Below are 25040 nucleotides of genomic sequence, written 5' to 3'. Positions count from 1 at the left end.
AGACTCCATGAACCTGCCAAATCTCACCCTGGCGGATTTCCTCCCCCTGCTGCCCGCCATCATCATGGTGGTGGCAGCCTGCGTCCTGCTGTTGTCGGAGGTGTTCCTCTCCGCGACGGCGTCCCGTGGCTACCAGGCGGTGCTCACCGTCGTGGCGGCGGTGGCCAGCGGCGCCGTGGCCGTGGGCCTGATGTTCGAGCCGCCGCAGGAGGTGTTCCTCGGCTTCGGCGTGCTGGACCCCTTCTCCAGCTTCCTCACCCTGGTGGTGAGCGTGGGCCTGGGGCTGGCGGCGCTGAGCGCGGTGGGCTTCCTGCGCAAGCGTGGCGCTGAGCGCGGTGAGTTCTACGCGCTGATGCTCTTCGCCTCCGCGGGCATGAGCCTGCTGGCGATGTCGTCGGAGTTCATCACCATCTTCGTCAACATCGAGGTGCTCTCCATCGCGACGTACGCGCTGACGGCGTACCTGCGCCGCGGCACGCGCCCCAGCGAGGCGGGCTTCAAGTACTTCATCCTGGGCGCCTTCTCCTCCGCCATCCTGCTGTACGGCACGGCGCTGCTGTACGGCGCCACGGGCACGACGAAGCTCAACGACATGGCGGGCCCTCTGCAGCAGGCGCTCTCCACGACGCCGGCGCTCGTCTACGTGGGCGCGGTGCTCATCGCCGCGGGCTTCGCGTTCAAGGTGGCGGCCGTGCCGTTCCACATGTGGACGCCGGACGTGTACGAGGGCGCCCCCACCCCGGTGACGGCGCTCATGAGCGCGGGCGTGAAGGCGGCGGCGTTCGCGTCGCTGGTGCGCGTGTTCGTCACGGTGGGCAAGGACATGAACTCCCAGCTGCCGCTGATGCTCTTCGCCACGCTGGCGCTGCTCACGATGATCGCCGGCAACCTGATGGCGATTCCGCAGCGCAACGTGAAGCGCATGCTGGCGTACTCCTCCATCGCGCACGCGGGCTACCTGCTGCTGGGCGTGGCGGCGCTGTTCGTCGTGGCCCCGGGCGAGAGCTTCCGCCTGCTGTCCGCGTCGTCCCTGTCCGGTGGCACGCCGCTGGACGTGGCGCGCTCGGACGCGCTGCGCGGCATCCTGTACTACCTGCTGGCGTACACCTTCAGCGCGACGGGCGCCTTCGCCATGGTCTCCGCGCTGGAGCGCCGCGAGGACGAGGAGAAGGGAACCGCGTGGGACCTGGAGCGCTTCGCGGGCCTCGCGCAGCGCCGTCCGGGCTGGGCGTTCGCCATGGCGGCCTTCATGCTGTCCCTGGGCGGCATTCCCCCCACCGTGGGCTTCATGAGCAAGCTGCTCATCTTCCAGGCCGCCATCGACGTGGGCCTGGTGGGCCTCACCGTGGTGGCGGTGCTCAGCAGCGCGGCGGGCGCGTATTACTACCTGCGCGTCGTGGTCTACATGTTCATGCACCCCGTGCCCGAAGGCGCGCAGCCGCTGGAGCGCCACTGGGGTACGGAGGCCGCGCTGGTCATCTCCACCGTCGCCGTCGTGCTGCTGGGCATCCTCCCCGGCCACGTCACCGACTGGCTGGCCCAGGCCGGCACGCTGTTCGGCCGGTAGGCCTTCGCCGGCAGCTCGCGGCACCCGACGCCCGCCTCGGCCCCTGGCCCTGGCGGGCGTTGTCGTTGCGGGGCATGGCTCACGGCGTCATGGCCGCCGTGCATTGCAGAAGTGAAATGGATCCGCGCCGCGTCATGCGGGCGGCGGCAACGCGGCGATGATGCAGGGAGCGGAAAAGAAGGCGGCCCGGCACCCGTGAGGGTGTCGGGCCGCGGGTCTTCTCAAGGTAACGCACCGGAAGTGCTGAAAGGGTGGGGGGGAACCACTTTCAACCTCGCTTCGATGCGTCCCGGGCTAACCTTTAGCAGGTGCCATGCCAGCGCCCGTTCGGGACGAAACTCTAGAGTTCTCAGGCACTTGGACGACCGGGCAACACTCCCACCCCCGCCCTTCCCCATTGCAGCCCTGAAATCGCGTTTCAGGGATGAAAACAATCAACGAATTCAGGAGGTTGGTTTTTTCATCCCTGAACGGCGGTGATTTCGGATCTGAACTCGCACCGGGAGGCGGGTGGGAGTTCGCTGTCAGGCTATTCGCGGGCACCGGCGGGGGGCCGCAGGTTGAGCCGCTTCATCTTCCGCCACAGCGTGGTGGAGGAGACGCCCAGCTCGTCCGCCACGCGGGCCAGGTCCACGCCGTGGCGCTCCAGGGCCTGGACGATGGCGCGGCGCTCCGCGTCCTCCACCACCTCCGCCAGCGTGGGGCCCGTGGCTTCCGCGCCGCCAGGCCGCGCGGCGTCGGTGGGGGGCAGGCCCATGGCTTCAGGCGGAGACGAGGCCGCGGAGAGCACTCGGCCCTGGGGGCGCAGCGGGAAGTCCTCGGGGAGCAGCTCGTCCCCTTCGGCGAGCGCGGCGGCCTGCTCCACCAGGTTCTCCAGCTCGCGCACGTTGCCGGGGAAGCTGTACGTCATCAGGTGCTCCACGGCGGTGGCGGTCAGACGCCGGGTCCGGGGGCTGCGGGCGTTGGCGCGGTCCAGGAAGTGCTGCGCGAGCGCGGGCACGTCCTCCAGGCGCTCGCGCAGCGGGGGCACGCGCAGGAGCACCACGTTGAGGCGGTAGTAGAGGTCCTGGCGGAAGCGCTTCTCCTTCACCTCCAGCTCGATGTCGCGGTTGGTGGCTGCGGCGATTCGCACGTCCACACGCAGCGCGGTGGACTCGCCCACGCGGCGCACCTCGCCGTCCTGGAGCGTGCGCAGGAGCTTGGACTGGAAGGTGGGGCTCGTCTCCGTCACCTCGTCGATGAAGAGCGTGCCGTTGTCCGCCTCCTCGAAGAGGCCGCGGCGCGTCTTCACCGCGCCGGTGAAGGCGCCCTTGGCGTGGCCGAAGAGCTCGCTCTCCAGCAGCGTCTCGCTGATGGCCGCGCAGTTGACGGGCACGAAGGGCTGCTTGCTGCGGCGGCTGTGCGCGTGGAGAGCGCGGGCCACCAGCTCCTTGCCCGTGCCGCTCTCTCCCTGGATGAGGACGGTGGCGTCGCTCTGGGCCACGCGCAACAGGCGCGTGGTGAGCTCCCGCATGGCCTGGCTGCGGCCCACCAGCGCGGACAGGCCGTGGCGTTCGTTGAACTCCGTGGCCAGGTTGTCCACCGCCGCCTGGAGCCTGGCGCGCTCCAGGGCGCGCTCCACGCGGTAGCGCAGCTCGCCTTCCTTGAAGGGCTTGGTGACGTAGTCGTAGGCCCCCAGGCGCATGGCCTCCACCGCGCTGTCGATGGAGCCAAAGGCCGTCATCATGATGACCTGGAGGCGCGGGGCCACCTCCAGCGCACGCCTGAGCAGCGTGAGCCCGTCCATGGGCTCCATCTTCAGGTCCGTGAGGAGCAGGTCCACGCGCTCCTGCGCGAGCAGGCCCAGGGCCTCCTCGCCGGTGGCGGCTTCGTTGACGGTGTAGCCCTCCGCGCGCAGGAGCAGGGCGGTGGTGGCGCGCATGTTGCGCTGGTCGTCCACCACGAGGATGCGGCCTCGGGGAACCGGAGTGGTCGCGTCGGTCATGAGAGGGACTGGGGCTGCGTGAGCGGCAGCCAGAAGGTGAAGGTGGTTCCGCGTCCGGGGGCGCTCTCCACGGCGATTTCGCCGCGGTGTTCCTCCAGGATGCGCTTCACCACCGCCAGCCCCAGGCCGGTGCCCTGGGCCTTGGTGGTGAAGAAGGGTTCGAAGACGCGGTGGAGCAGCTCCGCCGGGATGCCCGGCCCCTGGTCCATCACGTCGATGCGCAGCTGCTCCCGGCCTCCATGCGTGTCCCGGCGCCCGCGCACCCGGACCTCGCCGCCCTGGGGCATGGCCTGGATGGCGTTGACGGCCACGTTGAACAGGGCCTGGCGGATCTGCCGCCGGTCCATGGGCACCGCGGAGAGGCCGGGCTCCACCTCCACGGAGATGTACACCGGACGCTCCGTGAGGGCCTGCGCCCGCGCGGCCTCGAAGGCGTCCTGGAGCACGCGCAAGAGGTCCTCCGGCTGGAGCACCGGGTTGCGCGGGCGGGTGAAGTCCAGCAGGTCCGCCACCATGCGGTTGAGGCGGTCACTCTCCTCCGCGACGATGTCCAGCAGCATGGCCGTGTCCCCCCCGGGGTTCATGATGCGCCGGAGCGTGGCCACCGCGTTGAAGATGACGCCCAGGGGGTTGCGCACCTCGTGGGCGACGATGGCGGACAGCTCGCCCAGCGCGGCGAAGCGCTCGCGCTTCACCATCTCCGCGCGGGTGGCGGCCAGCTCCGCGTAGCTGGCCCACAGCGATTCGTAGAGGCGCGCGTTGGCGATGGACAGCGCCAGCTGGCCGCACGTCGCCTCCGCCAGCTCAATCAGCTCCGGGCCAAAGGGGCGAGGGCCGCGCACGTCGTCCACCAGCACCACGCCGATGAGCTCCTCGCGCGACGTCAACGGCAGGCCCAGGAGCGCCTTCTCCCCCAGCCGGTCGATGAGCACCGCGCTCACGGAGGTGCTCGCGGACGTCAGGTCCTCCACCGCGATGGGCTTGCGCTCCAGCGCCACGCGCGCGGCCAGGTCGTCGCTGTCGAGCGGCACCACCACCGTGCGGAACAGGTCGCGGTGGGTCGCCGACGCCGCCGCGCCGCGCAGCACCTTGGCCTGTTCGTCGTAGAGCAGGATGAAGCAGTTGGACACGTCCAACAGGTGCACCAGGAAGTCGGACGCGACGTCCAGGATGCTCGCCGTCTCCAGCACGCCGGACGTGGTGCGCGCCAGGTCCAGCAGCAGGCGCGTCTCCGTGAGCTGGCGAGCGGACTCGGCGCGGAGGCGGCGCTGCTCCAGGAGCGTCACCAGCAGCTCCGCGAGCGTGGACAAGAGCCGCGCGTCGCGCTCGTCGAAGGGGCGCTCCTTCGCGCGCAGCGCCTGCACCACGCCCACGCTCTCCCCTCCGCGGGTGAGCCGCGCCGCCGTCCCGCTGCCCAGGCGGCCCTGGGACAGCGTCTCCAGCGCGCGCCCCTGCGACTCCGAGGACAGCACGCCCCCGTCCTCCCGCAGCGACGCGGCCAGCAGCACGCCGGTGGCCCGCACGGCATCCGCGTCACTCCCCTCCTCCAGCCCCACATGGGCGGAGAGCCGGGGGGCCTGCCCCGGTTCGGAGACGACGTGCAGCGCCACCGCGCGGGCCTGGAGCAGCTCCGCCACGCGCGCGAGGAACGTCTCCGGCGGCGGGGGCACGGGCTGCGCCACGAAGCGCGCCATCTCCGCCACGGACTCCACCTCCCAGCGGCTGCGCGCGCCGTCCGCCTGGAGGTGGGCATCCGCGAGCGCCGCGCCCACCACCTTCGCGAACAGCGTCAGCACCGAGCCGTGCCGGGGCGCCACCCACGGGCCCGCCACCCAGAGCACCTCCGACTGCGGCCCGCCCACCGGCAGGTACGCGTGCGTGGGCTGCGCCTGGTCCGCGCCGCCGAACACCGGCCGCCCGTCCGACAGCGCCTCCAGCGCCAGGTGCGTGTCCGCCGGCAGGGACACGCCGTCACGCACCAGCCACCGTGTGCCGTCCCAGCGCAACAACCGCGCCCGGAAGCCCGCGGCCTCCAGGCCCGCCAGCGCCACGCGCCGCACGCCCTCCTCCGAGCGCGCGGACACCAGCCCCGCGGTCGTGTCCACCAACCGCTCCGCCACCGCCAGCTCCCGGGGGCGCTCCGCGACCACCATGCAGCTGAGCAGCAGCGCGAAGCGCCCATCCTCCATCCGCAGGGGGTTGGCCTGCGCGAAGAGCTCTCCCGACACGCCGTGGACGCTGAGCACCTTGTAGAGGTGCGGACGTCCGTCCAGCGGCGCGCCGGTGGCCAGCCGCTGGAAGCGGTCCCCCATCCGGCTGCGGTCCTCCGGCTGGATGAAGTCCAGGAAGGAGCGGCCCTCCACCTGCTCCACGGGCAGCCCCAAAAGCCGCGCGTAGGCGGCATTGGCCACCCAGACGCGCCCCTCCCCCTCCAGCACCAGCATGGGCTGGGCGAAGGGCTCCACCAGGGCGCGCAACTCCTGCTCGTTGTAGGCCTTGGCACTCATCCGCGACGCAGCACCCGTTTGTCCCCCACCCGCAGCGTCACCTTCTCCCTGTCGAAGTACTCCGACAGGGGGATGGTGAACTTGCGGCTCTGGCCCACCAGCTCCTTGAAGCCCTGCGTGGAAATCTCCTTCTGCTCCTTCAGGTACGTCACCAGCCGTCCTCGAAGGTCCTCCAGCGCGCCCGCGTCGAAGCACAGCTCCTCGCTCACCCGCACGCCGGTGCCCGACGACACCAGCACCTTCAACAGCTCCTGCAGCTTCGCGGGCGGAAGCCCCAGCTTCCGCGACAGCTCCGTGACGGTGGGCGGCGCGAGACCCGCCGCGGACAGCTCCGCGGACAGGCGCGTGCGCGCGGCCTCGTCGCCCAGCGTGAGCGTACGGCCCCGGCCCTTGAGGCGCACCAGGTCCTTCTCCGCCTCCACGCCGCTGGAGTCCACCAGCGCCTGCACCACGCGCTGGAACAGGCGCACGTCCAGTTGGGCGGAGAGCCGCTGACGGAGCTCCTCGCGGGATAGGCCCTCGCGCATGGGCTCGCGTTCGTGGAACGCGGCGAGCAGCGCGAGCGAGCGCTGGCGCAGGCCCTCGAACACGTCCTGCGCCACGTAGAGCCGCCGGTCCCGGTCCACCAGCAGCACCTGCCCCTTCGCGCCCAGGAGCTCCAGCGTGCGCGTGAGCACCTTGGGCGAAAGCCCCGAGCGGCCGAACAGCTCCGTCTGCGTGAGCCCCGCGTAGCCCGCCTGCCTGAGGAGCCACCCCACCTGACCGGCCGCGTCCGCCTCCAGGAGCGGTCGCACCACCGAGGACGCACCCTTGCGCCGGCGCGGCGGCGTGATGGAGAGCACGCGCCCCCCGGCCACCGTGGCGCCCCGTCCCGGCAGCGCGCGCGAGCCGCGCAGGATGAAGCGCTGGCCCACGAGCGCGCCCACCGGCGACTCCAGCCGCAGCTGCGCGAGCCCCGTCTCTCCTGGCGCGAGCGACTCCAGGTCCAGCAGCGCCACCGTGGCCTCCACCTGCGCGGTGCCCAGGTGCAGCAGCAGCTTGCGGCGCTTGGGCAGCGGCACTTCCGCGGCGGGCAGCAGCGTCAGCTCCACGTCCAGCATGGACGTCTCCGGCAGCTCGCCCGCGCGAGTGAGCACCATGCCCCGGTGCACGTCCTCCGTCTGCACGTCCGCCACGTTCACCGCCGCGCGCTGCCCCGCCTCCACGCGCGCCACCGCCTGGCCGTGCACCTGCACGCCGCGGACGCGGAAGGGGCCCGGACGCGCGCCAGCCACCGAGGGGAGCAGCGACACCGCGTCGTCCACCGCCAGCGCTCCAGACAACAGCGTGCCCGTCACCACCGTGCCGAAGCCCTTGATGCTGAAGGCCCGGTCCACCGGGAGGAACACGGGGCCTTCAGCGGGACGCCGTGGCAGTGCAGCGCCCGCGCTCGCGAGCGCCGCCTTCAGCTCCGGCAGGCCCGCCCCCGTGCGCGAGGACACCGGCACCACGGGCGCGGTCTCCAGGAAGGTGCCGGCGGTGAGCGCGGCGAGGTCCGCCTCCACCAGCGCGCGCCAGTCGTCGCCCAGGCCCTCCAGCAGGTCCGCCTTGGTGAGCGCGACGACGCCCGCCTTCACGCCGAGCAGGCGGCAGATGTCCAGGTGCTCGCGCGTCTGGGGCATGACGCCTTCGTCCGCCGCGACCACCAGCACGGCCAGGTCCACGCCGCCCGCGCCCGCGGCCATGGCCTTCACGAAGCGCTCGTGGCCGGGCACGTCCACCACGCCCGCCACCTGCCCGTCCGGCAGCGGCAGGTGGGCGAAGCCCAGCTCCAGGGTGATGCCCCGCCGCTTCTCCTCCGGGAGCCGGTCGGTGTCGGTGCCCGTCAGCGCCTTCACGAGGGACGTCTTGCCGTGGTCGATGTGCCCCGCCGTCCCGATGATCATCGCCGCGTCAACGCCCTTCGGCTGGACTTCAGGCCCCGGCCTTGTCCGGGTCGTCGTCGAAGTGCGCGTCGCCCATCACCGGCTGGTAGTCCCACGGGAAGACGAAGAGCGAGTCCGTGGACAGCCCGGCGAAGTCCGGCGTGAAGCCCTCCGGCCGCGCGATGAGGCACGCGGTGCGGAGCTCCTTCGCGCCCACCTTCTTCGCGAGCGCCGTGGCCAACTCCAGCGTGTCTCCGCTGGATGCGATGTCGTCCACGATGAGCACGCGGCAGCCCTTGATGGCCGGGGGCATCTCCCCGCTCACCTGTGGCTGGCCGCGCTCCTGGGTGCGCTCGGCCTTGTCGCGGCTGCGGCGGCTGATGCGCACGGGGTAGAACGGGCAGCCGAGCGCGCCCGCGAGCGCCCCACCCACGTACACGCCGCCGTGGGCCACGCCCACCACCGCCTGCGGCTCCCACGCCTGACGGATGGTGCGCGCCAGTTGCTGCACCTTGCGGTCGAACTCCGCCCACGACAGCTCCACCACGCCCGTGGACTTGTGCCGGGACTGGTCGCGGCCGGTGGGTTGGCGCGGGGCCTCCACTTGAGGCGCCAGCACCATGTCATTGGGAATGGAGACGAGCTTCTCCGCCCCGTCCTTCTGGGCGGCGGAGGGCACGGCAGACTTCTGGGAAGGGTTGCGCTGGTCCTGGGACTTCGGCGGCGCTGCCCGCTTGATGGCCACGGCGAAAGCTCCGGGTGAGGTGCGGCCCTGTCATATCCCGAGCACCGCGACCTCGCCACAACCGCCGCGCCTGCTTCCACGGACGGTGTGAGGCGCTGAATCATCCCCGCCGCGGAGGCGGATGTCTGTCTTCAAGACAGCGGGGCCACGGGTCCGGTGCCGGGGTGCCCCCCCCACGTCAGGCGCTGCCCTCGGTGAGCATCTGCTGGATCTCCGCGCCGGGGATGACATAGCGCGTCGTGCAGAACTGGCAGGTGGCCTCCGCCTGGCCCTCCTTCTCCAGCAGGTCCTTCAGCTCCTCGCGGCCCATGGCGAGCAGCGCGAGCTTCACGCGGTCGCGGCTGCACGAACAGGTGAAGCGCAGCGGATAGCGGGACATGATCTCCAGGTCCGCCTCCGGCACGAGCGAGCGCAGGAGTGTCAGCGCCCCATCCTGCGCGTGCGCCTGCACGGCCGTCTGGAACTGCGCCTTGAGCCGGGTACCCAGCGCCTTGAAGGCGTCCCTGTCACCGTCGGGCAGGGGCTGCACGAGCAGGCCCACCACGGTGGCGAGCGGATCCTCCTGGCCGTCCACCAGGCCGGGCAGCTGCGCCAGCATCAGGTGCGAGGGCACCTGATCCGACTGGTGGAAGTAGCGCTCCAGGTCCGCCACCAGGTCGAAGTGCTCCAGCTCCACGGACGAGCGGTAGTACTCGCCGCCGCCCTGGTCGCGCAGCACGGACAGGAAGCCCTGGTTCCCCAGCACCGGGCGCCAGTGATAGCGCCCCTCCGAGCCGGTGTACTCCACCAGGGTGTTCTTCACGTAGCCGCGCACGACGCCGTTCGCGTCGCCGTCCACGAAGAGGCCTCGCAGGGGGCCGTCGCACTCCAGTTGCACGTTGATCCGGGAGTCCGTGCCCTTGCGGAGCGACCCCATGAGGGCGGCGGCCGTGAGGCCCTGGGACAGGAGCGCGGCGGAGGCCGGCATGCTCTGGTGCGTGGCGCGGGCCTGGCGGGACAGGTCTCCGGTGGTGGCCAGCACCAGGCGCAGGTCCGACGCCTTCAACAATCCACTGACAAGCTCATCAGGCATAGGGCTGGTTAGCGTGCCCCACCCGTTCGCGCCCGCCAACGGAAGAGGGGCTGGAACGGGACGCCCGCCTGGCGGCCAGCAGTCAGGGCGGGGGGCTGGCATCGCCAGGGCTTATGAGTCGGTGTTCCCCGGCTGGCACGGGCGGGTGCGGAAGAAATCCAGCCCACGTGACGGAACGGCTATAAACCGCTGGAAGGCCGTATCACCCAGGCCCTGACTTGGGCTCGCGGGGGTCCTCACCCCACCCGTCCGCGCGCCCCGCTGGAGACTCGATGAGCACCCAAGCCACCGCCGAAGCCATCACCGACCGGAACCCCCTCTTGAAGTCGCGGCTGGGGTCGTTCCTCGCAGTGGTGCCCCTGAGCATCTGGGTCATCAACCATCTGTGGGACAACCTGTCCGCCTTCTACGGCGCGACGGCCTGGGAAAAGTCGGTGACGGAGTACGCGAACCCGTTCGCCCAGGCGTTCACGTTCATCATCGTCATGCTGCCGCTACTCATCCACACGGCGTGGGGGCTGGTGCGCATCTTCACCATGAAGCCCAACAACCTCGCCTACAACAACTACGGCAACCTCAAGTACATCGTGCAGCGCGTGGCCGGCCTGGGCGTGCTCGCGTTCCTGGGCGCCCACATCTGGCTGGCCTTCCTGCAGCCGCGCCTGATGGAGGGCCACGCGGAGCCCTTCATGGATATCGCGCGGGAGATGCACTACCACGGCCCCACGCTGATGGTTTACCTGCTGGGCACGCTGGGCACCGCGTACCACCTGGCCAACGGCCTGCAGACCTTCGGCATGGGCTGGGGCATCCTCGCGAGCGACCGCTCCATGCGCCGCTTCGAGCCCATCTCCATCCTCATCTTCCTCATCCTGCTGGCCATGTCCTGGGGCGCCATCTACGCGCTCTACACGGCGGGCGCGGCGTACGGCCCGGCGGGCCTGGACGTCGGCTGAAGCAGGCCTGAAGAAGCGCCGGGGCCTTGAAGCCCCGGTGCTCCAGAGCCCGGAAACACGACCGGCCGCCCCTGACATCCAGGAGCGGCCGGTTCGCTTTTCAGGGGAAGGGCCCCGGGGCGTTAGAACGGGATGTCGTCGTCCGCGCCGCCGGGGTTGCCGCCCATGCCGCCACCGTCATCCATGGGAGGCGGCGGCTGGCCGAAGTCGTCACGGCCCTGTGAGTAGCCGCCGTTGCCCTGCTGCTGCCGGCGCCCACCGCCACTGCCGCCGCTGTAGCCCTCACCGGCGTCACGGCCGCCGAGGAAGGTGACAGAGGTGGCGACGACCTCGGTGGTGTAGTTCTTCTTGTTCTCCTTATCCATCCACTCGCGCGTCTGCAGACGGCCTTCGACGAAGCACTGCCGTCCCTTCTTGAGGTACTCGCCGCACAGCTCCGCGAGCTTTCCCCAGACGACGATGCGGTGCCACTCGGTGCGCTCCTGCTTCTGGCCGTTCTTGTCGTTCCAGCTCTCGCTCGTCGCGATGCGGAAGTTCGCCACGGCCTGACCGCCCGGGGTGAAGCGCACTTCGGGGTCCGCCCCGAGGTTGCCGATGAGAATGACCTTGTTCACGCCTCCAGCCATGTTTCCTCCCGATACCTGACCCCTCTAGGGCCAGGAACAAACCTGCGAGGCCACACGCCCCGACAGGTCCTTCAGCCCATAGCATCCACCACTGACATTCCCCGGGCCACTAAACGGCCAGGGGTGCCGGGGACGCACGTCCGCCTGCTCCCCGGACAGGAAGCCTCAAGGATTCCGGGGTGTTGGCGCGGGCTGGGATGGACCGGGAGGAAAGGCCGCCCGGACGCCTGCGGTCCGGGCGGAGAGGCGCGGCGGAAGAAGCCCTACCCGCCCGGGCGGAGGACGCCGGAGGCAGGGACCACGTTGGGCGTGGCGGACGCGGGGGCGACCACCTGGATGGGCTGGGCGCGCTGGGAGGTCCGGGCCTCGGCCGTCTTGGTGCTGAGGGTGGAGTCCAGCCCCTTGGCGAAGGCGACGAGCTGGGGGTCCGTCCCGCCGGAGCCCAGCTTGCGCAGGGACTTCCAGAAGGGGTGGGTGGTGTCCCCGGTCTTCACCAGTCCCTGGGCCAGGAGCGGCACGGTCGCGTCGCGTTCCACGGTGCTGGCGGTGCGCAGGGCAACGATCAGCTCCTCGGGGGCCGTGCGGGCCACCTCGCCCAGGCCGTCCGCGAGCTCGTCCTGCGCCTCGATGTCACGAGCGGCGCCGGCCGCGCGGCACAGCTCCAGCACGCGGGCCAGGGCCTCCGTGTTTCCGCCGGAGGCCAGCTCCACCATGCTGCTCACGCCGGGCACGCCCACGGACAGGGCGTGGGCCACCTGGCGCAGGCGGCCGTAGACGTCGTCCGTGGCGGAGTAGCTGTCCAGGAGCGTGCGGGTGCCCAGGTAGTCGTGCGGGTTGGACTGGTAGAGGCTCTCCGCCAGCACGGCGCGCACGGCGGGGTCGCGCTCGCTGCGCCACGCGGTGCGCAGGAAGCCGATGTTGCGTTGATCGCGCTGCTTGCCCAGCTCCAGGTAGGTCTTCACGCGGTTGGCGATGTCCGGCAGGCCGCCCTGGGGCTTCTGGCCTTCATTGAGGGAGGCCAGCGCGTTGTCCGGGCCCAGCGTGGAGCCGGTGGCGGCCACGGCGGCGCCCAGCGCGTCCATGCCCGCGACGACGGGGCCGGCGCGGCCCGCGTAGTCATTGACCATGATGGAGAAGGAGAACTTCTCTCCGCCCGCGGACTGCACGTAGCCGCTGAGCGCGGAGACGCCCTCCAGGGTGCCCGTCTTGGCGCGCAGCCGGCCCACGGCGTCCGTGCCGTCGAAGCGGTACTTGAGCGTGCCGTCCTTGCCGGCGATGCCCAGCGAGGACAGGTACTCCGGGGCCAGCGGGAAGCGCTCGAACATGTGGCGCAGGAGCCGGTCCACCTGGGCGGTGGAGAAGCGGTTGGCGTCGTTGAGACCGCTGCCGTTCTTCATCACGTAGGTGCCGCGCGGGATGCCCACGTCGCGGGCCAGGAACTCCTCCACCACGTCGATGCCCTTGGCGAACGAGCCCGGTGAGCCGCGCAGCTCCGCGCCCATCGTCTTGAGGAGCGTCTCCGCGACGAAGTTGCTGGACAGCTTGTTGAGGCGCTTGAGGACGATGTCGAACGTGTCCGACTGGGCGACGTGCACGACCTTCGCGCGGGACGGCGTCAGGCCCAGCTTCACCTTGCCCTTCACCTTCACGCCGCGCGACACGAGCAACTGCTTGAGCGACCCGCCGAAGTACAGGGGCGGGTTGTCGATCTTCTTCCAGACGCTGACAGCGCCGCGCTCGTCGGGGACCTGGCCCTTGACGACGATCTTCTGCTTGTCGCCGTACGCGTCGGACTTCACGGACACGCGCCGCGCGCGGCCGGGGCCGCTGGTGACGGTGTTCTCCACGACGAAGAAGTCGCTGGGCGGCTCCATGTCCACCACGGCCTTGCCGCCGGGAGCGGCGCGCACGTAGACGGCGACCGCGTTCCAGTTGAGGCTCACCGCGCCGGTGGGCGCCATGTACGCGCGGTCGGAGTCCTCCTGGTCGTAGCCCGGCGGGGTGCGCTCGGCGTCGAACCAGGAGTCGTCCACGACGATGTCCTGCACCTCCTTGAGGCCCGCGTGGAGCAGCTCGGAGGTCATGCCGTAGAGGCGCTCGGTGGTGACGGTGGGGTCGCCCTTGCCGCGCACGTAGAGCGTCTTGACCTTGCCGTCGGCGGGCATCTCCTGCTCGACGAGGAACTCCGTCTCGTAGCGGAACTCCGGCCCCAGGGCCACGAGCGCCGCGGAGGACGTGATGAGCTTCACGTTGGAGGCGGGGTTGAGCAGTTCGTCCGCGTTGTGGCTGAACACCACGGTGCCGTCGTCCAGGCTCTGCATGTGGACGCCGACGCGGCTGCTCTTGAGCGCGGTGCGCTGCATCACCTGCACGAGCGCGTTCTTCAGCGCCTCGCGTTCAGCCTTTTTCTCGGCGGACGGCGACGCGGCCAGGGTGGCGGAAGGGAGCCACAAGGCAATGGCGGTCGCGGCCAAGAAGGGTCTGGTTCGAAAAACCTGCACGCACGCTCCAGGGAAGTCGCGATCCATTATGAAGAAGGGACGAAAGGGGCGGCAAGGGTGGGGGGTGGATCCACGGCCGCCGTTACCCTGCACGCCTGCCTGCTTCCTGGAAACAAGAAGAAGGCTGTCGCAGCATGGACGTCCCGCCTGACATCCACCTCGTGACAGACGCCATGCCTCCCCTGCCCTCCCGCGCCGCCCGGGTGTTCTTCATCGCGCTGGCGCTGGCGCTTGACTCCGGCTGCCGCGACCCGGCGCCCCCCGCGGGCATCACGGTGTTGTTGGAGGCCCCACCGGACAGCCTGGACGATCGCTTCGCCCTCACGGCCCATGGACAGCGGCTGGCGCAGCTCGTCAGCCCGGGGCTCCTCACCTTCGATGACGCGAGCCGGCCCGTGCCCCAGCTGGCGGAGTCCTTCCGGGAGGTCTCGCCCACGGTGGTGGAGTTCGTGCTCCGTCCAGGACTGACCTTCCACGACGGCAGCGCCCTCACCTCAGAGGACGTGAAGGCCACGTTCGATGCCCTGAGGGATCCGAAGCTGGGCAGCCCCAAGCGCGAGCGGTACGAGCCGGTGGAGCGGGTGGAGGTGGTGGACGCCCGCACGGTGCGCTTCCACCTGAAGCGGCCCTATGCGCCGCTGCTCGCGGAGCTGTCCGCGGCCATCCTGCCCTCGGAGCGCGTGGGGCCCGGAGGCATCGAGGCGCAGGGAACGCACCCGGTGGGCGCGGGCCCGTTCCGGTTCGAGTCGTGGCCGGACGAGGAGCACCTGACGCTGGTCCCCTTCGAGGGCTGGCATGGAGGGAAGCCCGCCGTGTCGAGGCTGACGTTCCGGGTGGTGCGGGACGAGACGACGCGGGTGCTGGAACTGCTCAAGGGCCGTGCGGACCTGGTGGTGAACAACGTGTCCCCGGCGGTGCTGCCCACGCTGCGCAAGTCGCCCCACCTGCGCGTGGTGACGAAGCCGGGCACGGGCTTCACGTACCTGGGCCTCAACCTGCGCGAGGGACCGCTCGCGGACGTGCGCGTGCGCCAGGCGCTGTGCCACCTCATCGACGTGCGCCCGTTGGTGGAGCACAAGCTGCACGGGCTGGCGGAGCCCGCGTCCAGCATGCTGCCTCGCGAGCACTGGGCCTTCACGGAGACACCGGGATGCGGCTACGCGCCGGAGAAGGCGGCCCGGCTGCTGGACGCGGCGGGGTATCCGGATCCGGACGGGCCCGGGGACCAGCCGCGCTTGTCCTTCACCTTCAAGACGAGCACGGACCGCTTCCGGCGCGCGGTGGCGCTGGTGCTCAAGGAGCAGCTGGCGAAGGGCGGTATCGCGGTGGAGGTGCGGGCGCTGGAGTTCGGGACGTTCTTCGAGGACGTGCGCCGGGGGCGCTTCGAGCTGTTCACGTTGAAGTGGGCCGCCGTGATGGAGCCGGACCTGCTCCGGGGCGCGTTCCATTCCGCGAACATCCCTGGCCCCGAGAACCACTGGGGCGGGTTCAACCGTGGAGCACTGAAGGACCCGAAGCTGGACCGCGTGCTGGACGCGGCGACGCAGGCGTCTCGCGAGGAGCGGAAGACATTGTACGCGGAGGCGCAGCGGGAGCTGGACACGGACATGCCCGTCATCCCGCTGTGGCATGAGACCAGCGTCGCGGTGGTGTCCTCGCGGCTCGCGGACTTCGAGCCCAGCGCGCATGGCTTGTTGCTGCCGCTGGCGAAGGCGCGGGAAGTGACGCCCGAGCGTGGGGGCACGCCGTGACCCGGAGGCTCGTGTCCGCGGTCATCGCGATGGTCGGGGCGCTGCTGCTGGTGTCGCTGTTCCTGCACCTCGTGCCTGGGGACCCGGTGGACGTGATGCTGGGGGAGCAGGCGACGCAGGTGGACCGCGCGGCGCTGCGGCAGGCCGTGGGGTTGGACCTGCCTTGGTACGCGCAGCTCTGGACGTTCGCTCGCGACCTGACCACTGGAGAGCTGCGCACGTCGCTGCCTCCGTTCCAGCGCAAGGTGCTACCAGCCTTGGGCGCGGCGCTGCCGTACACGCTGCTGCTCACGGTGTCGGCCATGGCCGTGTCCCTGATGCTGGCGCTGCCCCTGGGCGTGATGGCGGCGGCGCGGCGAGGGACGCCCGTGGACGCGGCGGCGATGGGCGTGTCCGTGGCGGGTGTCGCCCTGCCCCGCTTCTGGTTGGGCCCGGTGCTCATCATCCTCTTCGCGCTGAAGCTGGACTGGCTGCCCGTGTCGGGGGCGGAGTCGTGGCGTCACCTGGTGCTGCCCGCGTTCACGCTGGGCACCGCGCTGGCCGCGTTCCTCGCCCGGATGACGCGCGCGACGATGCTCGAAGCGCTGCGTGAGGACTACGTCACGGTGGCCCGGGCCAAGGGCCTGTCGCCCCGCGTGGTGCTGTGGAAGCACGCGTTCCGCAACGCGCTGCTGCCGCTGGTGACCGTGCTGGGCCTGGAGTTCGGCGCGCTTCTGGGCGGCGCCATCGTGACGGAGAAGGTGTTCGCGTGGCCGGGCATGGGCACGCTGCTGCTCACCGCCATCGAGAAGCGCGACTACAACACCGTGCGCGCCACGGTGCTCCTCTTCACCTTCTGCTACGTCGTGGTCAACACGCTCACCGATCTCGCGTATGCGTGGGTCGACCCGCGCGTGCGGAGGCGCTCATGAGTGCGGCCCATCGATTCCGGCTGCACTCGTGGGGCGCCCGGTTCGGGCTCGCCGTCGCGTGCGTCTGGGTGTTCACCGCATTGTTCGCGCCGTGGCTCAGCCCCCACGCGCCGGACGCCATCGACCTCACGCGCGAGCTGTCGCCCCCGACATCCCAACATCTGCTGGGCACGGGGGAGAACGGCATCGACGTGCTCACGCACGTGCTGTACGGCGCGCGTGTGTCGCTGGAGGTGTCCTTCTTCGCCGTGGTGCTGTCGGCCGCGGTGGGCATCACCCTGGGCGGCATCGCGGGCTACGCGGGCGGGCTCGTGGACGAAGCGCTGATGCGGCTGGTGGACGTGCTGCTCGCGTTCCCCGGCATCCTGCTGGCGCTGTTCATCACCGCGGTACTGGGCCCCAGCCTCGCCAACGTGGTGTTCGCTTTGTCCTTCACAGGATGGACGGGCTACGCGCGGCTGACGCGTGGACAGGTGCTCACCCTTCGCGAGCGCGACTACGTGCAGGCCGCTCGGGCGCTGGGCAGTGGACCGGGCCGCATCCTCGTGCGGCACATCCTGCCCAACGCGGCGGGGCCACTGCTCGTGCTGGCGACGTTCGCGCTGCCGGGTGCCATCGTCGCGGAGGCGTCCTTGAGCTTCCTGGGACTGGGCGTCCCGCCGGGCACGCCGTCATGGGGCGCGCTGGTGGACCAGGGGACACAGTACCTGCTGGTGGCGCCGCACGTGGCCCTCTTCCCCGGCATCGCGCTGGCGCTCACCGTGCTGGGCTTCAACCTGCTGGGCGATGCGCTGCGCGACGCGATGGATCCACGTCACGAAGGACGGTGACTTGAAGGCCCCGGGCGTCCCTGGCAGGAAGCAGGGACGGAGGTGACGAGCACATGAAAGCCGTGGTGCAGCGGGTTCTAGAAGCGTCGGTGACGGTGGACGGACAGCGCGTGAGCGAGATGGGCCCGGGCCTGCTCGTGCTGCTGGGCGTGGGCAAGGGCGACACCGACGCGGACATGACGTGGATGGTGGAGAAGCTGGCCACGCTGCGCATCTTCGAGGACGCCGACGGCAAGATGAACCTGTCGCTGGAAGACACGACCAAGCACCTCATCGTGGTCAGCCAGTTCACGCTCTACGGTGACGCGCGCAAGGGCCGCCGGCCCAGCTTCATCGACGCGATGGAACCCGTCGCGGCCAAGGCCCTCTATGAGCGCACCTGCGAAGCGCTGCGCCAGCGAGGCCTCACCGTGGGCACCGGCATCTTCGCCGCGGACATGAAGGTCGCGCTCGTGAACGACGGGCCGGTCACCATCCTGCTGGAGAGCCCGCCGAAGGCCGCGGCTCCGGCCTGAGCCTCTTTGAAAGGTGATGCCTCATGGAATCCTTCGAGTGGCTTGCAAACGTGCTCGCGCGAATCGACGCCTACCCGGTTCGGGGTCATGCGCTCTATATCCGAGACAATCATCCGCTCGGATTGCGGACACCCACGCTGGTTCTGCAACGGGACGTCTACTCGGACGAACTGCCAGAGCTGGCATGCAAGCACGGCTTGCACAAGGCGCTCTCGGTTGCTGACACACGGTCGATTGTCGCGAATGCGAGGCTCCAGAAAGAGGATGCCTCCCCAGCGGAGCTTGTTGAGGCATTCAACTTCTATTGGAAGCACGATGCGTTCATCGACTTGAGTCCCGGTGCCGAAAGGCCTCCAAGCCGGAGAACGGATTGACGAGCCTCTGGCGACCTATTCAGCGCACGTCCAGCGTGCGGCGGAAGAACGCCACGCCCTCCGCGTTCGTGCGCGCGTGCGAGGCCGGGCGCGTCCCCGCCACCGGGTCGCGGCACAGCATCGCGATGACGTCGAAGCCCTTCGGGTAGCACTCGGGCAGGAAGCTGAAGTGGCCCGCATCGTCCAGGACCACCGTCGTCGTGGTCGCCGGCGGCAGCAGCCCTGCCAGGTGCATGCCGTGCCCTTCGTGCGGCATCAGCTCGTCGCCCTTCGCGAGCACCAGCTCCACCGGCTTCTGGACGTCGGCGGTGTCACGCGCCTCGAAGGAGGCCGCCATGCCCGGCGCCATCGCGAACGCGGCCTTCACTCGCGGATCCAGATACGACGCTCGCGAGTGCTTCATGTCGATGCGGCTGTAGTCCACGTCGCGCAGGCCCTCGCAGCCAATCTCCTCCTTTGTGCCCGGCGTCTTGCAGCGCTTTTCAATCCACTCGAGGTTCAGGTTCAGCCCCACCAGCGCGAGCGCCGTGTAGCCGCCCATCGAGTGCCCCGCCGCGCCGATGCGCTCCGGATCCACGCGCGAGCCCCACTTCGGATCCTTCAGCAGGTGGTCCAGGACGACCGTGAAGTCCTGCGGACGCTCGTAGGCGCGCGCGAAGCCCTCCGGGCTCGTGTCGCCGAAGGTGTTGCCCGGGTGGTTCACCGCCACCACGACGAAGCCATGCGCCGCCAGGTTCGAACCGAACCAGGACAGGTCCATCACCGAGCCGCCGCTCCCGTGCGACAGCAGCACCACCGGCCAGCGCTCCCGCGCGTCCGATAGCGGTGCGTCCTTCGCGCCATGGAAGGGCTTGAACAGGTCCGACGGCGCGCGGTTGTCCATCGGAGTGCCGGGCGCCACCGGGTACCAGACCAGCGGCTTCAGCGTGCGACGGCGGACCGCGTCCTCGTACGTCAGCGACTGCGTGACGCCCACCGCGTAGGCCGCGTCCGCTCCGTAGAGCGACGTGTGGTCCGTGCGCGGAGCCTCCGCCGCCTTCCTCGAGCAAGAACAGCCGCCCGTCAGCACCGCGGCGGCGACGAGGAACATGGAACCCACGGGGAACAGGAAGCGGCGCATGGCCCGGAGCATGACCGGGAACGACAGGGCAAGGAAACGAGGGAAGCGCCGCCCGCCTCAGCCGGGCAGCACCAGGGACCTGGCCCTCAGGTCACAGCCGCACGGTGGTCCCGCGCGTCACCAGCGCGGCCAGCCCCTGCTTCGTCTGCGCGGCGCTGCGCAGGTGCAGCGTGAGCGCGCCCAATTCGCGGATCCACGTGGCCGCGTTCGGGCCCAGGCCGGAGAACAGCACGGACAGGGGCGGCGGCTGGGGCAGCTTCCCCGTCCAGTAGCCCAGCACCTCGTCGCGCTCCGGCAGCACCGGCAGCTTCAGGCGCTCCTGCTCCCGCGTCAGCAGCCGCTCCAGCTTGCGCGGCAGGTTCACCTGCCAGTGCAACACCGTCTTCGCCGGCCGCCAGGCCCAGTCCGCGAAGGCGAACCGCTCACGGACCGCGTACTCCCCACGGCCCTGCGTGACGAAGACGCGGTCCGGCGGGAACTCCGGGAAGGGGTCCCACTGCCCGGCCAGGAGCGACGCCAGCCCCTGCTCGCCCGGGGGGCGCCGGCGGAAGTTGTCCCGCACCACGCGCGCCGCCTTCGTGTCCCAATAGGGATAGGCCGGGTCCTCCACCATCAGCGCCAGGTTCAGCGCCTCGTCCCACTCGTCCGCGTAGCCGCCGGGGGACCCGCCCACCTCCCAGCCGCCGGGCGCCTCGCGCCAGGGCTGGAACACCAGCCGGTCCACCAGGTCCATCCACCCGTCCGAGTCCACCGACCCCACACCTCCCGGCAATGCCGACGAGGCCAGCCGCTGGCAGAGCGTGAACGCCTGCGCGTCCCCCAAGTGGTTGGACAGGGCCTCCAGCGCGCCGGAGGCATCCCCCATGGCGCGCGTGAAGAAGGGCAGCACCTGCTCGTGGAAGAAGCGGTCGTTGATGGGACGCAGGACGACGTCCATGCGGGGCGTCTCCTGTCAGGCCCTCAGGGCCGAGCGTCTTCCTGGACGATGAGGGCGTGGATGTCCGCGGCCGAGGGCGCCTCGAGGATGGCCGCCCGGAAGCGCGGGTTCTTGAACAGCCGCGAGATGCGCGCCAGCGCCTTCAGGTGCACCCCCGCGCTGTTCTCCGGCGCCACCAGCGCGAAGAACAGGTGCGTGGGCTTGCCGTCGATGGACTCGAAGTCCACCCCCGCGCGCGACACGCAGAAGGCCGCCTGGAGGCTGTCCATGCCCGCCAGCTTGCCGTGGGGAATGGCCACGCCTTCACCAATGCCCGTGCTGCCCAGCTTCTCGCGTTCCTGGAGCACCGCCACCAGCCGGTCCTCGCGCAGCGTCGGGTGCGCCCTGACCAACGTGGCACTCAGCTCGCGCAGCACCTCCGCTTTCGTCCGGGCTTGCATGTCCGCGACGACCGCCTGGGGGCTGAGGAAATCGGCGATTCTCAATGGCGCTCCCGCACTGGCGCTCCGGGCCGGCAATGATTCCTCGGCCGGCAATTACTCCTCACACTGGATTCGCGCAAGGGTCGCCTGGGCGGTGGCAGGCGCTTCGCTCACTGCGCGTCAGCCCGGGCCGTTCCCCCACCGGGCACCGGGCCCCGGGCCCGGGGATGGCCCCGGACCCGGTTCCCCGGCACGGACGACTGCCTGTCAGGTGCCGGTGGCGGCCACCGGCGCGTCGGGCAGGTGCGGCTCGATGAGGCCGAACCCGCCCTCCTTGCGGCGGTAGACGATGGACAGCGCCTGGGACTGCTGGTTCTGGAACACGTAGAAGTCGTTGTTCATCAGGTTCATCTGCATCACGGCGTCGTCCACGGACAACGACTGGATGGCCAGATGCGTGGTGCGCACCAGGCGGGCGACACCCGACTCGGCCACCGGCGCCTGCTCGGCGGGCGCGGCCTGGGCGGCGGGCGTGGAAGCCTCCGCGGTCGCCTCCGGCTCGTGGACCTCGAAGACGTCGTGGCGGACCCGCACCAGGTCCTGGCGGTGGTGGACCTTCTCCTTGCCGTGGTGCGACTTGAGCTTGTCGCGGTAGCGGCGCAGCTGCCGTTCGATCTTGTCCATCGCCAGGTCGATGGACGCGTACATGTCATCGCTCTTCTCACGCCCTCGGAGGACCCAGGCGCCGGAGTGGATGGTGATGTCCGCATGATGCAGGTGCCGCTCCAACGACAGCACCACGTGGGCTTCACCAGCCCGGTCCAGCAGTCGGTTCACCCGATCGACCTTTTCACGGGCGTACTCCTTCAGGGAATCCGACGCTCCGAACTGACGGAAGGTGATGTTGAGCTGCATGCGTGGCCGCCTCCTAGGGAGAGAGGTAAGCTCCGTGACAGATCAGAAACGGAGCCCACGCCGAAAGCAACCCGGCCCCCCAGGTTGGAACTTCCCGTTCACGGCTCGCGCTCGCGAAAGCGACCGCAATAGGACACGTCTGGTGTCCGCTGCATGGCACGGTGAGGGGATTCCGACCCGGGCCTCATTTTCCGGTCAGCAGTCCCCCACACCGCGTGCGTGGCGCCCAGGCCAGCAACATGCCTGCGGATCGTCCCGCGGCCCGGCGGATTCAGGGCACCACGGAGAGCACGAAGTCCTGCGCGTGGTAGACGGCGCCCGAGCACGACGCCACACCCGTGCACTCGCTCACGACGCCTTCCAGGGCCGCGCTCAGCGTCAGGGTGTGGTTCGCCTGCGGGGTGCCCGCGGGGATGGCGACGGTGACCTTGTTGCCGTCCTGCGTGACGGCGAGCACGCCGGGCGCGCGGCCCTCTTCACGCAGGAGCAGCGCCTCCACCGGCCCGGGCACCTCCGCGGACGGCTCCCAGAGGAAGTCATAGGACTGGCCCACGCGCAGCTTGTCCGGGGTGCCCTCGCCCTGGAACGTGAACTTGCGCTTGGCCTTGGCCTTCTTCGCCACCAGACGCACCGTGCTGGTGGCGTCCTGCAGCTGCACGACGATGTCCTCCAACGGCTCGCGGCCCCAGGCGGCCGGGTCGAAGTTGAAGTAGACGCGGCTGTTCTCGCACGCCTCCGAGCGCCCGCCCACGTCCGACGCGCCGCCCGGCACCAGCGTCATGGGCTGGCCGTTGAGGGTGGCCGTCACGTCGTCGGCGAAGCGCGAGCACGGGCCATCCGCCACCGAGTAGCTGACGGTGAAGCGGTGCGCGCCCTGCGCGTCCGGCGTCTCCGCGTCATCCACGTCCGCCAGCGCGAAGGTGAGCGAGCGGTCCGACAGCTCCGCCAGCGTCATCACCTTCGTCTCGCCGCCGCTACAGCCGGTGAGCGCCACGAGCGCCCCCAGGACGGTGAGGCGGGACACGGTTCGACGCGGGCTCGGAGCAGGGAAGGTCATGGCGGCCGGCACCCTATCACTCCCGCGCCAGCAGTCCTTCGAGCCGCGCCTTCACGCCAGGCCACTCGGTATCGATGAACCCGTAGTACGCGCTGTCCCGCACCACGCCGCCGCGCACCAGCATGTGGTTGCGCAGGATGCCCTCGAAGGAAGCACCCAGGCGCTCGATGGCCGCCCTGGAGCGCGCGTTGCGGCTGTCCGTCTTGAGCTGCACGCGCATCACGCCCAGCGACTCGAAGGCGTGCGTGAGGAGCAGGTACTTGCACCCGGTGTTCACCCGCGAGCGCCACGCCCGCCGCGCCAGCCACGTGGAGCCGATTTCGAGCGTGCGGTACTCGCGGGAGATGTCCAGGTAGCGCGTGGTGCCCACCACTGCGCCGCTTGCCTGCTCGCGGATGGCGAAGGGCCGCTCGGTGCCCGCGGCGGCCGCCTTCAGCGCGCTGGCGACGTAGTCCGCGACGTCCGCTTCCGTGCGCAGCACGCGCGAGAAGTGGGCGAAGATTTCCGGCTCGCACACCGCCGCGAGCGCGGGCACGTGCTCCAGCGTCAGCGGCTCCAGCCGCACCGCCCTCCCCTCCAGGGTGACAGGCGGGACGACGAGCGGCACGGGGTCACGGCAGGGAACGCCGACATCGGCGGGGAGCACGGGGTCCATGGACCGCTTCATGCCCCAAACCGGCCCTGCTGTGCAGGGCCGGCGACCGCAGGGTCGGTGATGGCGGACGGCTCAGAAGTACTTCTTGCGCTTGCTGCTGGGGAGGATGCCCAGCACCTCGCGGTACTTGGCCACCGTGCGGCGGGCGATTTCAGTGCCCTGCGAGCGCAGCAGCTCCACGATCTTCTGGTCCGAGTACGGGTTGCGCGAGTCTTCCTGCGACACCAGCTGCTTGATGTGGTGCTTCACGGCCTCGCTGGCCGTGTCCTCGCCGGACACGCGCGCGATGGACGAGTTGAAGAAGTACTTCAGCTCGAAGATGCCCTGCGGCGTGTGCACGTACTTGCTGGTGGTGACGCGGCTGACGGTGGACTCGTGCATGCCGATGTCCTCCGCCACGTCGCGCAGGATGAGCGGCTTGAGGTGCGCGATGCCCTTGTCCAGGAAGTCCCGCTGGAACTTCACGATGCTCTCGGTGACCTTGTAGATGGTCCGCTGCCGCTGGTGGATGGAGCGGATGAGCCACATCGCGCTGCGCAGCTTGTCCTGGATGAACTCCTTCGTCTGCCCGGGGCTCACCGCGCCCGTCTTGAGCGCGTTCCGGTACATGCCGGAGATGCGCAGCTTGGACAGGCCGTCGTCGTTGAGGACCACCGTGTAGTCGTCGTCCCCCAGCTTGTAGACGAAGACATCCGGGGTGATGTACTGCGCGTCATCCCCGCTGAAGTTGCGGCCCGGCCGCGGGTCCAGCTTCGGGAGCAGCTTCGCCGCCGCGACCACCTCGTCCAAGGTGACCTTGAGGTCCTTGGCGATGGCCGGCAGGTTCTTGCTCTCCAGGTACTTCATGTGCCTCTTGATGATGAGGCCCAGCAGCGCCGCGTTCGGGTTCTTCATCGCCTGCAGCTGGATGAGCAGGCACTCCTGCAGGTCGCGCGCGCCGCAGCCGCGGGGCTCCAGGTTCTGGATGCGGCGCAGGGTGCGCTCGGCCACGTGCATGGGCACGTCCGCCTCGTTGGCCAGGCGGATGAGCGGGTCGCCTTCAATTTCGGGCAGCTTGAGGTAGCCGTCGTCGTCCAGGTTCCCCAGGATGAGCACCGCCACGCGGCGCTCGGCCTCGTTGAGCCGCAGCGTGCCCAGCTGCTCCTGGAGGTGGTCGACCAGGTCCTCCTTCTTCACCATGTTGGCTTCGAACGACGGCAGGTCGTCCGTGGCCACGTTGCCCTTGTTGGAGGCGGTGGTGGGCTCGTTGAACTGGTAGCTGTTGAGGTAGGACTCCCAGTCAATCTCCGGGGGGCCCTCGCCGTCCGCCTTGAACTCCTGGGCGTTCTCCGGCGTCGCCGACGGCAGATCCACGTCGCGCGCGACTTCCGCGTTGTCCGCTTCGAGCGAGGCCTCGCCAGGCTCCTTCTCGCTCACCTCCCCGGGCATGCCCTCCTCGGGCTGCTCCAAGAGGGGGTTCTGCTCCATCTCCTCGCGGACCTGGTCCAGGAGCTCCATTCGCGAGAGCTGGAGGAGCTTGATGGCCTGCTGCAGCTGGGGCGTCATCACCAGCTGCTGGGCGAGCTTCAGGCTCTGTTTGAGTTCCATCGCCATGTGGGGGCGTCTCCGGAAGGCTTGCGTGCCACTTGATTGGAGGTTCCAATCAAGGACCGTGCCAACCTAACAAGGACCCCCGGCCACGTCCAGTGCCC

General features: G+C 70.2%; 21 protein-coding genes. 7 read left to right on the top strand and 14 right to left on the bottom strand.

Annotated features, from left to right (window positions below; genetic code table 11):
• Nucleotides 1-7: 7 nt before the first annotated feature.
• Nucleotides 8-1567 carry an NADH-quinone oxidoreductase subunit N gene (locus D7Y21_RS16785; protein ID WP_120562019.1) on the top strand — a complete coding sequence of 520 codons (1560 nt, stop codon included), beginning with the start codon at nucleotides 8-10 and terminating at the stop codon, nucleotides 1565-1567.
• A 529-nt stretch (nucleotides 1568-2096) separates the two neighbouring features.
• On the opposite strand, the gene D7Y21_RS16780 is transcribed toward D7Y21_RS16785, so the two are convergent.
• The 5 genes from D7Y21_RS16780 to D7Y21_RS16760 all read right to left on the bottom strand — a co-directional run bounded on the left by D7Y21_RS16780 (nucleotide 2097) and on the right by D7Y21_RS16760 (nucleotide 9779).
• A complete protein-coding gene (locus tag D7Y21_RS16780; RefSeq protein WP_120562020.1) occupies nucleotides 2097-3551 on the bottom strand; it encodes a sigma-54 dependent transcriptional regulator in 1455 nt (484 codons plus the stop codon).
• Complete coding sequence (locus tag D7Y21_RS16775; RefSeq protein WP_121714336.1) at nucleotides 3548-6058, bottom strand: ATP-binding protein; 2511 nt, start codon at nucleotides 6056-6058, stop codon at nucleotides 3548-3550. The genes D7Y21_RS16780 and D7Y21_RS16775 overlap by 4 nt, the downstream gene beginning before the upstream one ends.
• Nucleotides 6055-7983 (bottom strand): selenocysteine-specific translation elongation factor, encoded by a 1929-nt coding sequence (gene selB / locus D7Y21_RS16770; protein WP_121714334.1) that lies wholly within the window; start codon nucleotides 7981-7983, stop codon nucleotides 6055-6057. Before selB ends, D7Y21_RS16775 begins: the two co-directional genes overlap by 4 nt.
• 28 nt (nucleotides 7984-8011) lie before the next feature.
• Entirely contained in the window at nucleotides 8012-8707 is a 696-nt protein-coding gene (locus D7Y21_RS16765; RefSeq protein WP_120562023.1) for a phosphoribosyltransferase, read from the bottom strand.
• Between the two features lie 178 nt (nucleotides 8708-8885).
• Nucleotides 8886-9779 carry an Hsp33 family molecular chaperone HslO gene (locus D7Y21_RS16760; protein ID WP_120562024.1) on the bottom strand — a complete coding sequence of 298 codons (894 nt, stop codon included), beginning with the start codon at nucleotides 9777-9779 and terminating at the stop codon, nucleotides 8886-8888.
• 272 nt (nucleotides 9780-10051) lie between these two features.
• Here D7Y21_RS16760 and D7Y21_RS16755 point away from each other — a divergent pair, with 272 nt between their 5' ends.
• Entirely contained in the window at nucleotides 10052-10735 is a 684-nt protein-coding gene (locus D7Y21_RS16755) for a succinate dehydrogenase (protein ID WP_120562025.1), read from the top strand.
• Between the two features lie 122 nt (nucleotides 10736-10857).
• Here the strand turns inward: D7Y21_RS16755 and D7Y21_RS16750 are convergent, their stop codons facing one another.
• On the bottom strand, nucleotides 10858-11361 hold the full coding sequence (locus D7Y21_RS16750) for a single-stranded DNA-binding protein (protein WP_121714332.1): 504 nt from the start codon (nucleotides 11359-11361) through the stop codon (nucleotides 10858-10860).
• A gap of 263 nt (nucleotides 11362-11624) precedes the next feature.
• A complete protein-coding gene (dacB, locus tag D7Y21_RS16745) occupies nucleotides 11625-13862 on the bottom strand; it encodes a D-alanyl-D-alanine carboxypeptidase/D-alanyl-D-alanine-endopeptidase (RefSeq protein ID WP_121714331.1) in 2238 nt (745 codons plus the stop codon).
• A 134-nt stretch (nucleotides 13863-13996) separates the two neighbouring features.
• On the opposite strand from dacB, the gene D7Y21_RS16740 reads away from it, so the two are divergent.
• From D7Y21_RS16740 to D7Y21_RS41465, 5 genes are read left to right on the top strand one after another with little or no spacing between them, the layout of a single operon-like run.
• Nucleotides 13997-15613 (top strand): ABC transporter substrate-binding protein, encoded by a 1617-nt coding sequence (locus D7Y21_RS16740; protein WP_121714329.1) that lies wholly within the window; start codon nucleotides 13997-13999, stop codon nucleotides 15611-15613.
• Complete coding sequence (locus D7Y21_RS16735; RefSeq protein WP_199735429.1) at nucleotides 15610-16524, top strand: ABC transporter permease; 915 nt, start codon at nucleotides 15610-15612, stop codon at nucleotides 16522-16524. Before D7Y21_RS16740 ends, D7Y21_RS16735 begins: the two co-directional genes overlap by 4 nt.
• Nucleotides 16521-17354, top strand: coding sequence for an ABC transporter permease (locus D7Y21_RS16730; protein WP_121714326.1), 834 nt, complete (start codon nucleotides 16521-16523; stop codon nucleotides 17352-17354). The genes D7Y21_RS16735 and D7Y21_RS16730 overlap by 4 nt, the downstream gene beginning before the upstream one ends.
• A 53-nt stretch (nucleotides 17355-17407) precedes the next feature.
• Nucleotides 17408-17869 carry a D-aminoacyl-tRNA deacylase gene (gene dtd / locus D7Y21_RS16725; RefSeq protein ID WP_120562030.1) on the top strand — a complete coding sequence of 154 codons (462 nt, stop codon included), beginning with the start codon at nucleotides 17408-17410 and terminating at the stop codon, nucleotides 17867-17869.
• Between the two features lie 23 nt (nucleotides 17870-17892).
• A complete protein-coding gene (locus D7Y21_RS41465; RefSeq protein WP_147469308.1) occupies nucleotides 17893-18243 on the top strand; it encodes a hypothetical protein in 351 nt (116 codons plus the stop codon).
• Nucleotides 18244-18262: 19 nt separating this feature from the next.
• Here D7Y21_RS41465 and D7Y21_RS16720 read toward each other — a convergent pair whose 3' ends face one another.
• From D7Y21_RS16720 to rpoN, 7 genes are all read right to left on the bottom strand, one after another.
• Complete coding sequence (locus D7Y21_RS16720; protein WP_233612129.1) at nucleotides 18263-19363, bottom strand: alpha/beta fold hydrolase; 1101 nt, start codon at nucleotides 19361-19363, stop codon at nucleotides 18263-18265.
• A 91-nt stretch (nucleotides 19364-19454) separates the two neighbouring features.
• Nucleotides 19455-20300: a hypothetical protein gene (locus tag D7Y21_RS16715; protein ID WP_120562032.1), complete on the bottom strand. Its 846-nt coding sequence runs from the start codon at nucleotides 20298-20300 to the stop codon at nucleotides 19455-19457.
• A 23-nt stretch (nucleotides 20301-20323) separates the two neighbouring features.
• Nucleotides 20324-20785, bottom strand: a complete 462-nt coding sequence (locus tag D7Y21_RS16710) for a PTS sugar transporter subunit IIA (RefSeq protein ID WP_120562033.1) — start codon at nucleotides 20783-20785, stop codon at nucleotides 20324-20326.
• Nucleotides 20786-20989: 204 nt separating this feature from the next.
• The gene (gene hpf / locus D7Y21_RS16700) at nucleotides 20990-21637 is read right to left on the bottom strand and encodes a ribosome hibernation-promoting factor, HPF/YfiA family (RefSeq protein WP_120562034.1); all 648 of its coding nucleotides are present in this window, start codon (nucleotides 21635-21637) and stop codon (nucleotides 20990-20992) included.
• A gap of 271 nt (nucleotides 21638-21908) precedes the next feature.
• Nucleotides 21909-22694, bottom strand: a complete 786-nt coding sequence (locus D7Y21_RS16695; RefSeq protein ID WP_120562035.1) for a hypothetical protein — start codon at nucleotides 22692-22694, stop codon at nucleotides 21909-21911.
• Between the two features lie 16 nt (nucleotides 22695-22710).
• Nucleotides 22711-23349, bottom strand: coding sequence for a GNAT family N-acetyltransferase (locus D7Y21_RS16690; RefSeq protein ID WP_121714322.1), 639 nt, complete (start codon nucleotides 23347-23349; stop codon nucleotides 22711-22713).
• Nucleotides 23350-23421: 72 nt separating this feature from the next.
• Nucleotides 23422-24942 (bottom strand): RNA polymerase factor sigma-54, encoded by a 1521-nt coding sequence (rpoN, locus tag D7Y21_RS16685; protein ID WP_121714320.1) that lies wholly within the window; start codon nucleotides 24940-24942, stop codon nucleotides 23422-23424.
• Between the last annotated feature and the right edge of the window lie 98 nt (nucleotides 24943-25040).

This window comes from Corallococcus sp. AB045 (assembly GCF_003668895.1).
Lineage (GTDB): Bacteria > Myxococcota > Myxococcia > Myxococcales > Myxococcaceae > Corallococcus > Corallococcus coralloides.
The sequence above is the reverse complement of the archived record's forward strand: the minus strand, read 5'-3'. Positions and strand labels throughout refer to the sequence as shown.

What these genes read in the sequence shown, in the direction of transcription:
- D7Y21_RS16775 (WP_121714336.1), bottom strand. Translation starts at nt 6,058, where the DNA reads ATGAGTGCCAAGGCCTACAACGAGCAGGAGTTGCGCGCCCTGGTGGAG.
- D7Y21_RS16730 (WP_121714326.1), top strand. Translation starts at nt 16,521, where the DNA reads ATGAGTGCGGCCCATCGATTCCGGCTGCACTCGTGGGGCGCCCGGTTC.
- D7Y21_RS16750 (WP_121714332.1), bottom strand. Translation starts at nt 11,361, where the DNA reads ATGGCTGGAGGCGTGAACAAGGTCATTCTCATCGGCAACCTCGGGGCG.
- D7Y21_RS16690 (WP_121714322.1), bottom strand. Translation starts at nt 23,349, where the DNA reads ATGGACCCCGTGCTCCCCGCCGATGTCGGCGTTCCCTGCCGTGACCCC.
- rpoN (WP_121714320.1), bottom strand. Translation starts at nt 24,942, where the DNA reads ATGGCGATGGAACTCAAACAGAGCCTGAAGCTCGCCCAGCAGCTGGTG.
- D7Y21_RS16780 (WP_120562020.1), bottom strand. Translation starts at nt 3,551, where the DNA reads ATGACCGACGCGACCACTCCGGTTCCCCGAGGCCGCATCCTCGTGGTG.
- selB (WP_121714334.1), bottom strand. Translation starts at nt 7,983, where the DNA reads ATGATCATCGGGACGGCGGGGCACATCGACCACGGCAAGACGTCCCTC.
- D7Y21_RS16755 (WP_120562025.1), top strand. Translation starts at nt 10,052, where the DNA reads ATGAGCACCCAAGCCACCGCCGAAGCCATCACCGACCGGAACCCCCTC.
- D7Y21_RS16785 (WP_120562019.1), top strand. Translation starts at nt 8, where the DNA reads ATGAACCTGCCAAATCTCACCCTGGCGGATTTCCTCCCCCTGCTGCCC.
- hpf (WP_120562034.1), bottom strand. Translation starts at nt 21,637, where the DNA reads ATGCAGCTCAACATCACCTTCCGTCAGTTCGGAGCGTCGGATTCCCTG.
- dtd (WP_120562030.1), top strand. Translation starts at nt 17,408, where the DNA reads ATGAAAGCCGTGGTGCAGCGGGTTCTAGAAGCGTCGGTGACGGTGGAC.
- D7Y21_RS41465 (WP_147469308.1), top strand. Translation starts at nt 17,893, where the DNA reads ATGGAATCCTTCGAGTGGCTTGCAAACGTGCTCGCGCGAATCGACGCC.
- D7Y21_RS16715 (WP_120562032.1), bottom strand. Translation starts at nt 20,300, where the DNA reads ATGGACGTCGTCCTGCGTCCCATCAACGACCGCTTCTTCCACGAGCAG.
- D7Y21_RS16720 (WP_233612129.1), bottom strand. Translation starts at nt 19,363, where the DNA reads ATGCGCCGCTTCCTGTTCCCCGTGGGTTCCATGTTCCTCGTCGCCGCC.
- D7Y21_RS16695 (WP_120562035.1), bottom strand. Translation starts at nt 22,694, where the DNA reads ATGACCTTCCCTGCTCCGAGCCCGCGTCGAACCGTGTCCCGCCTCACC.
- D7Y21_RS16760 (WP_120562024.1), bottom strand. Translation starts at nt 9,779, where the DNA reads ATGCCTGATGAGCTTGTCAGTGGATTGTTGAAGGCGTCGGACCTGCGC.
- D7Y21_RS16740 (WP_121714329.1), top strand. Translation starts at nt 13,997, where the DNA reads ATGGACGTCCCGCCTGACATCCACCTCGTGACAGACGCCATGCCTCCC.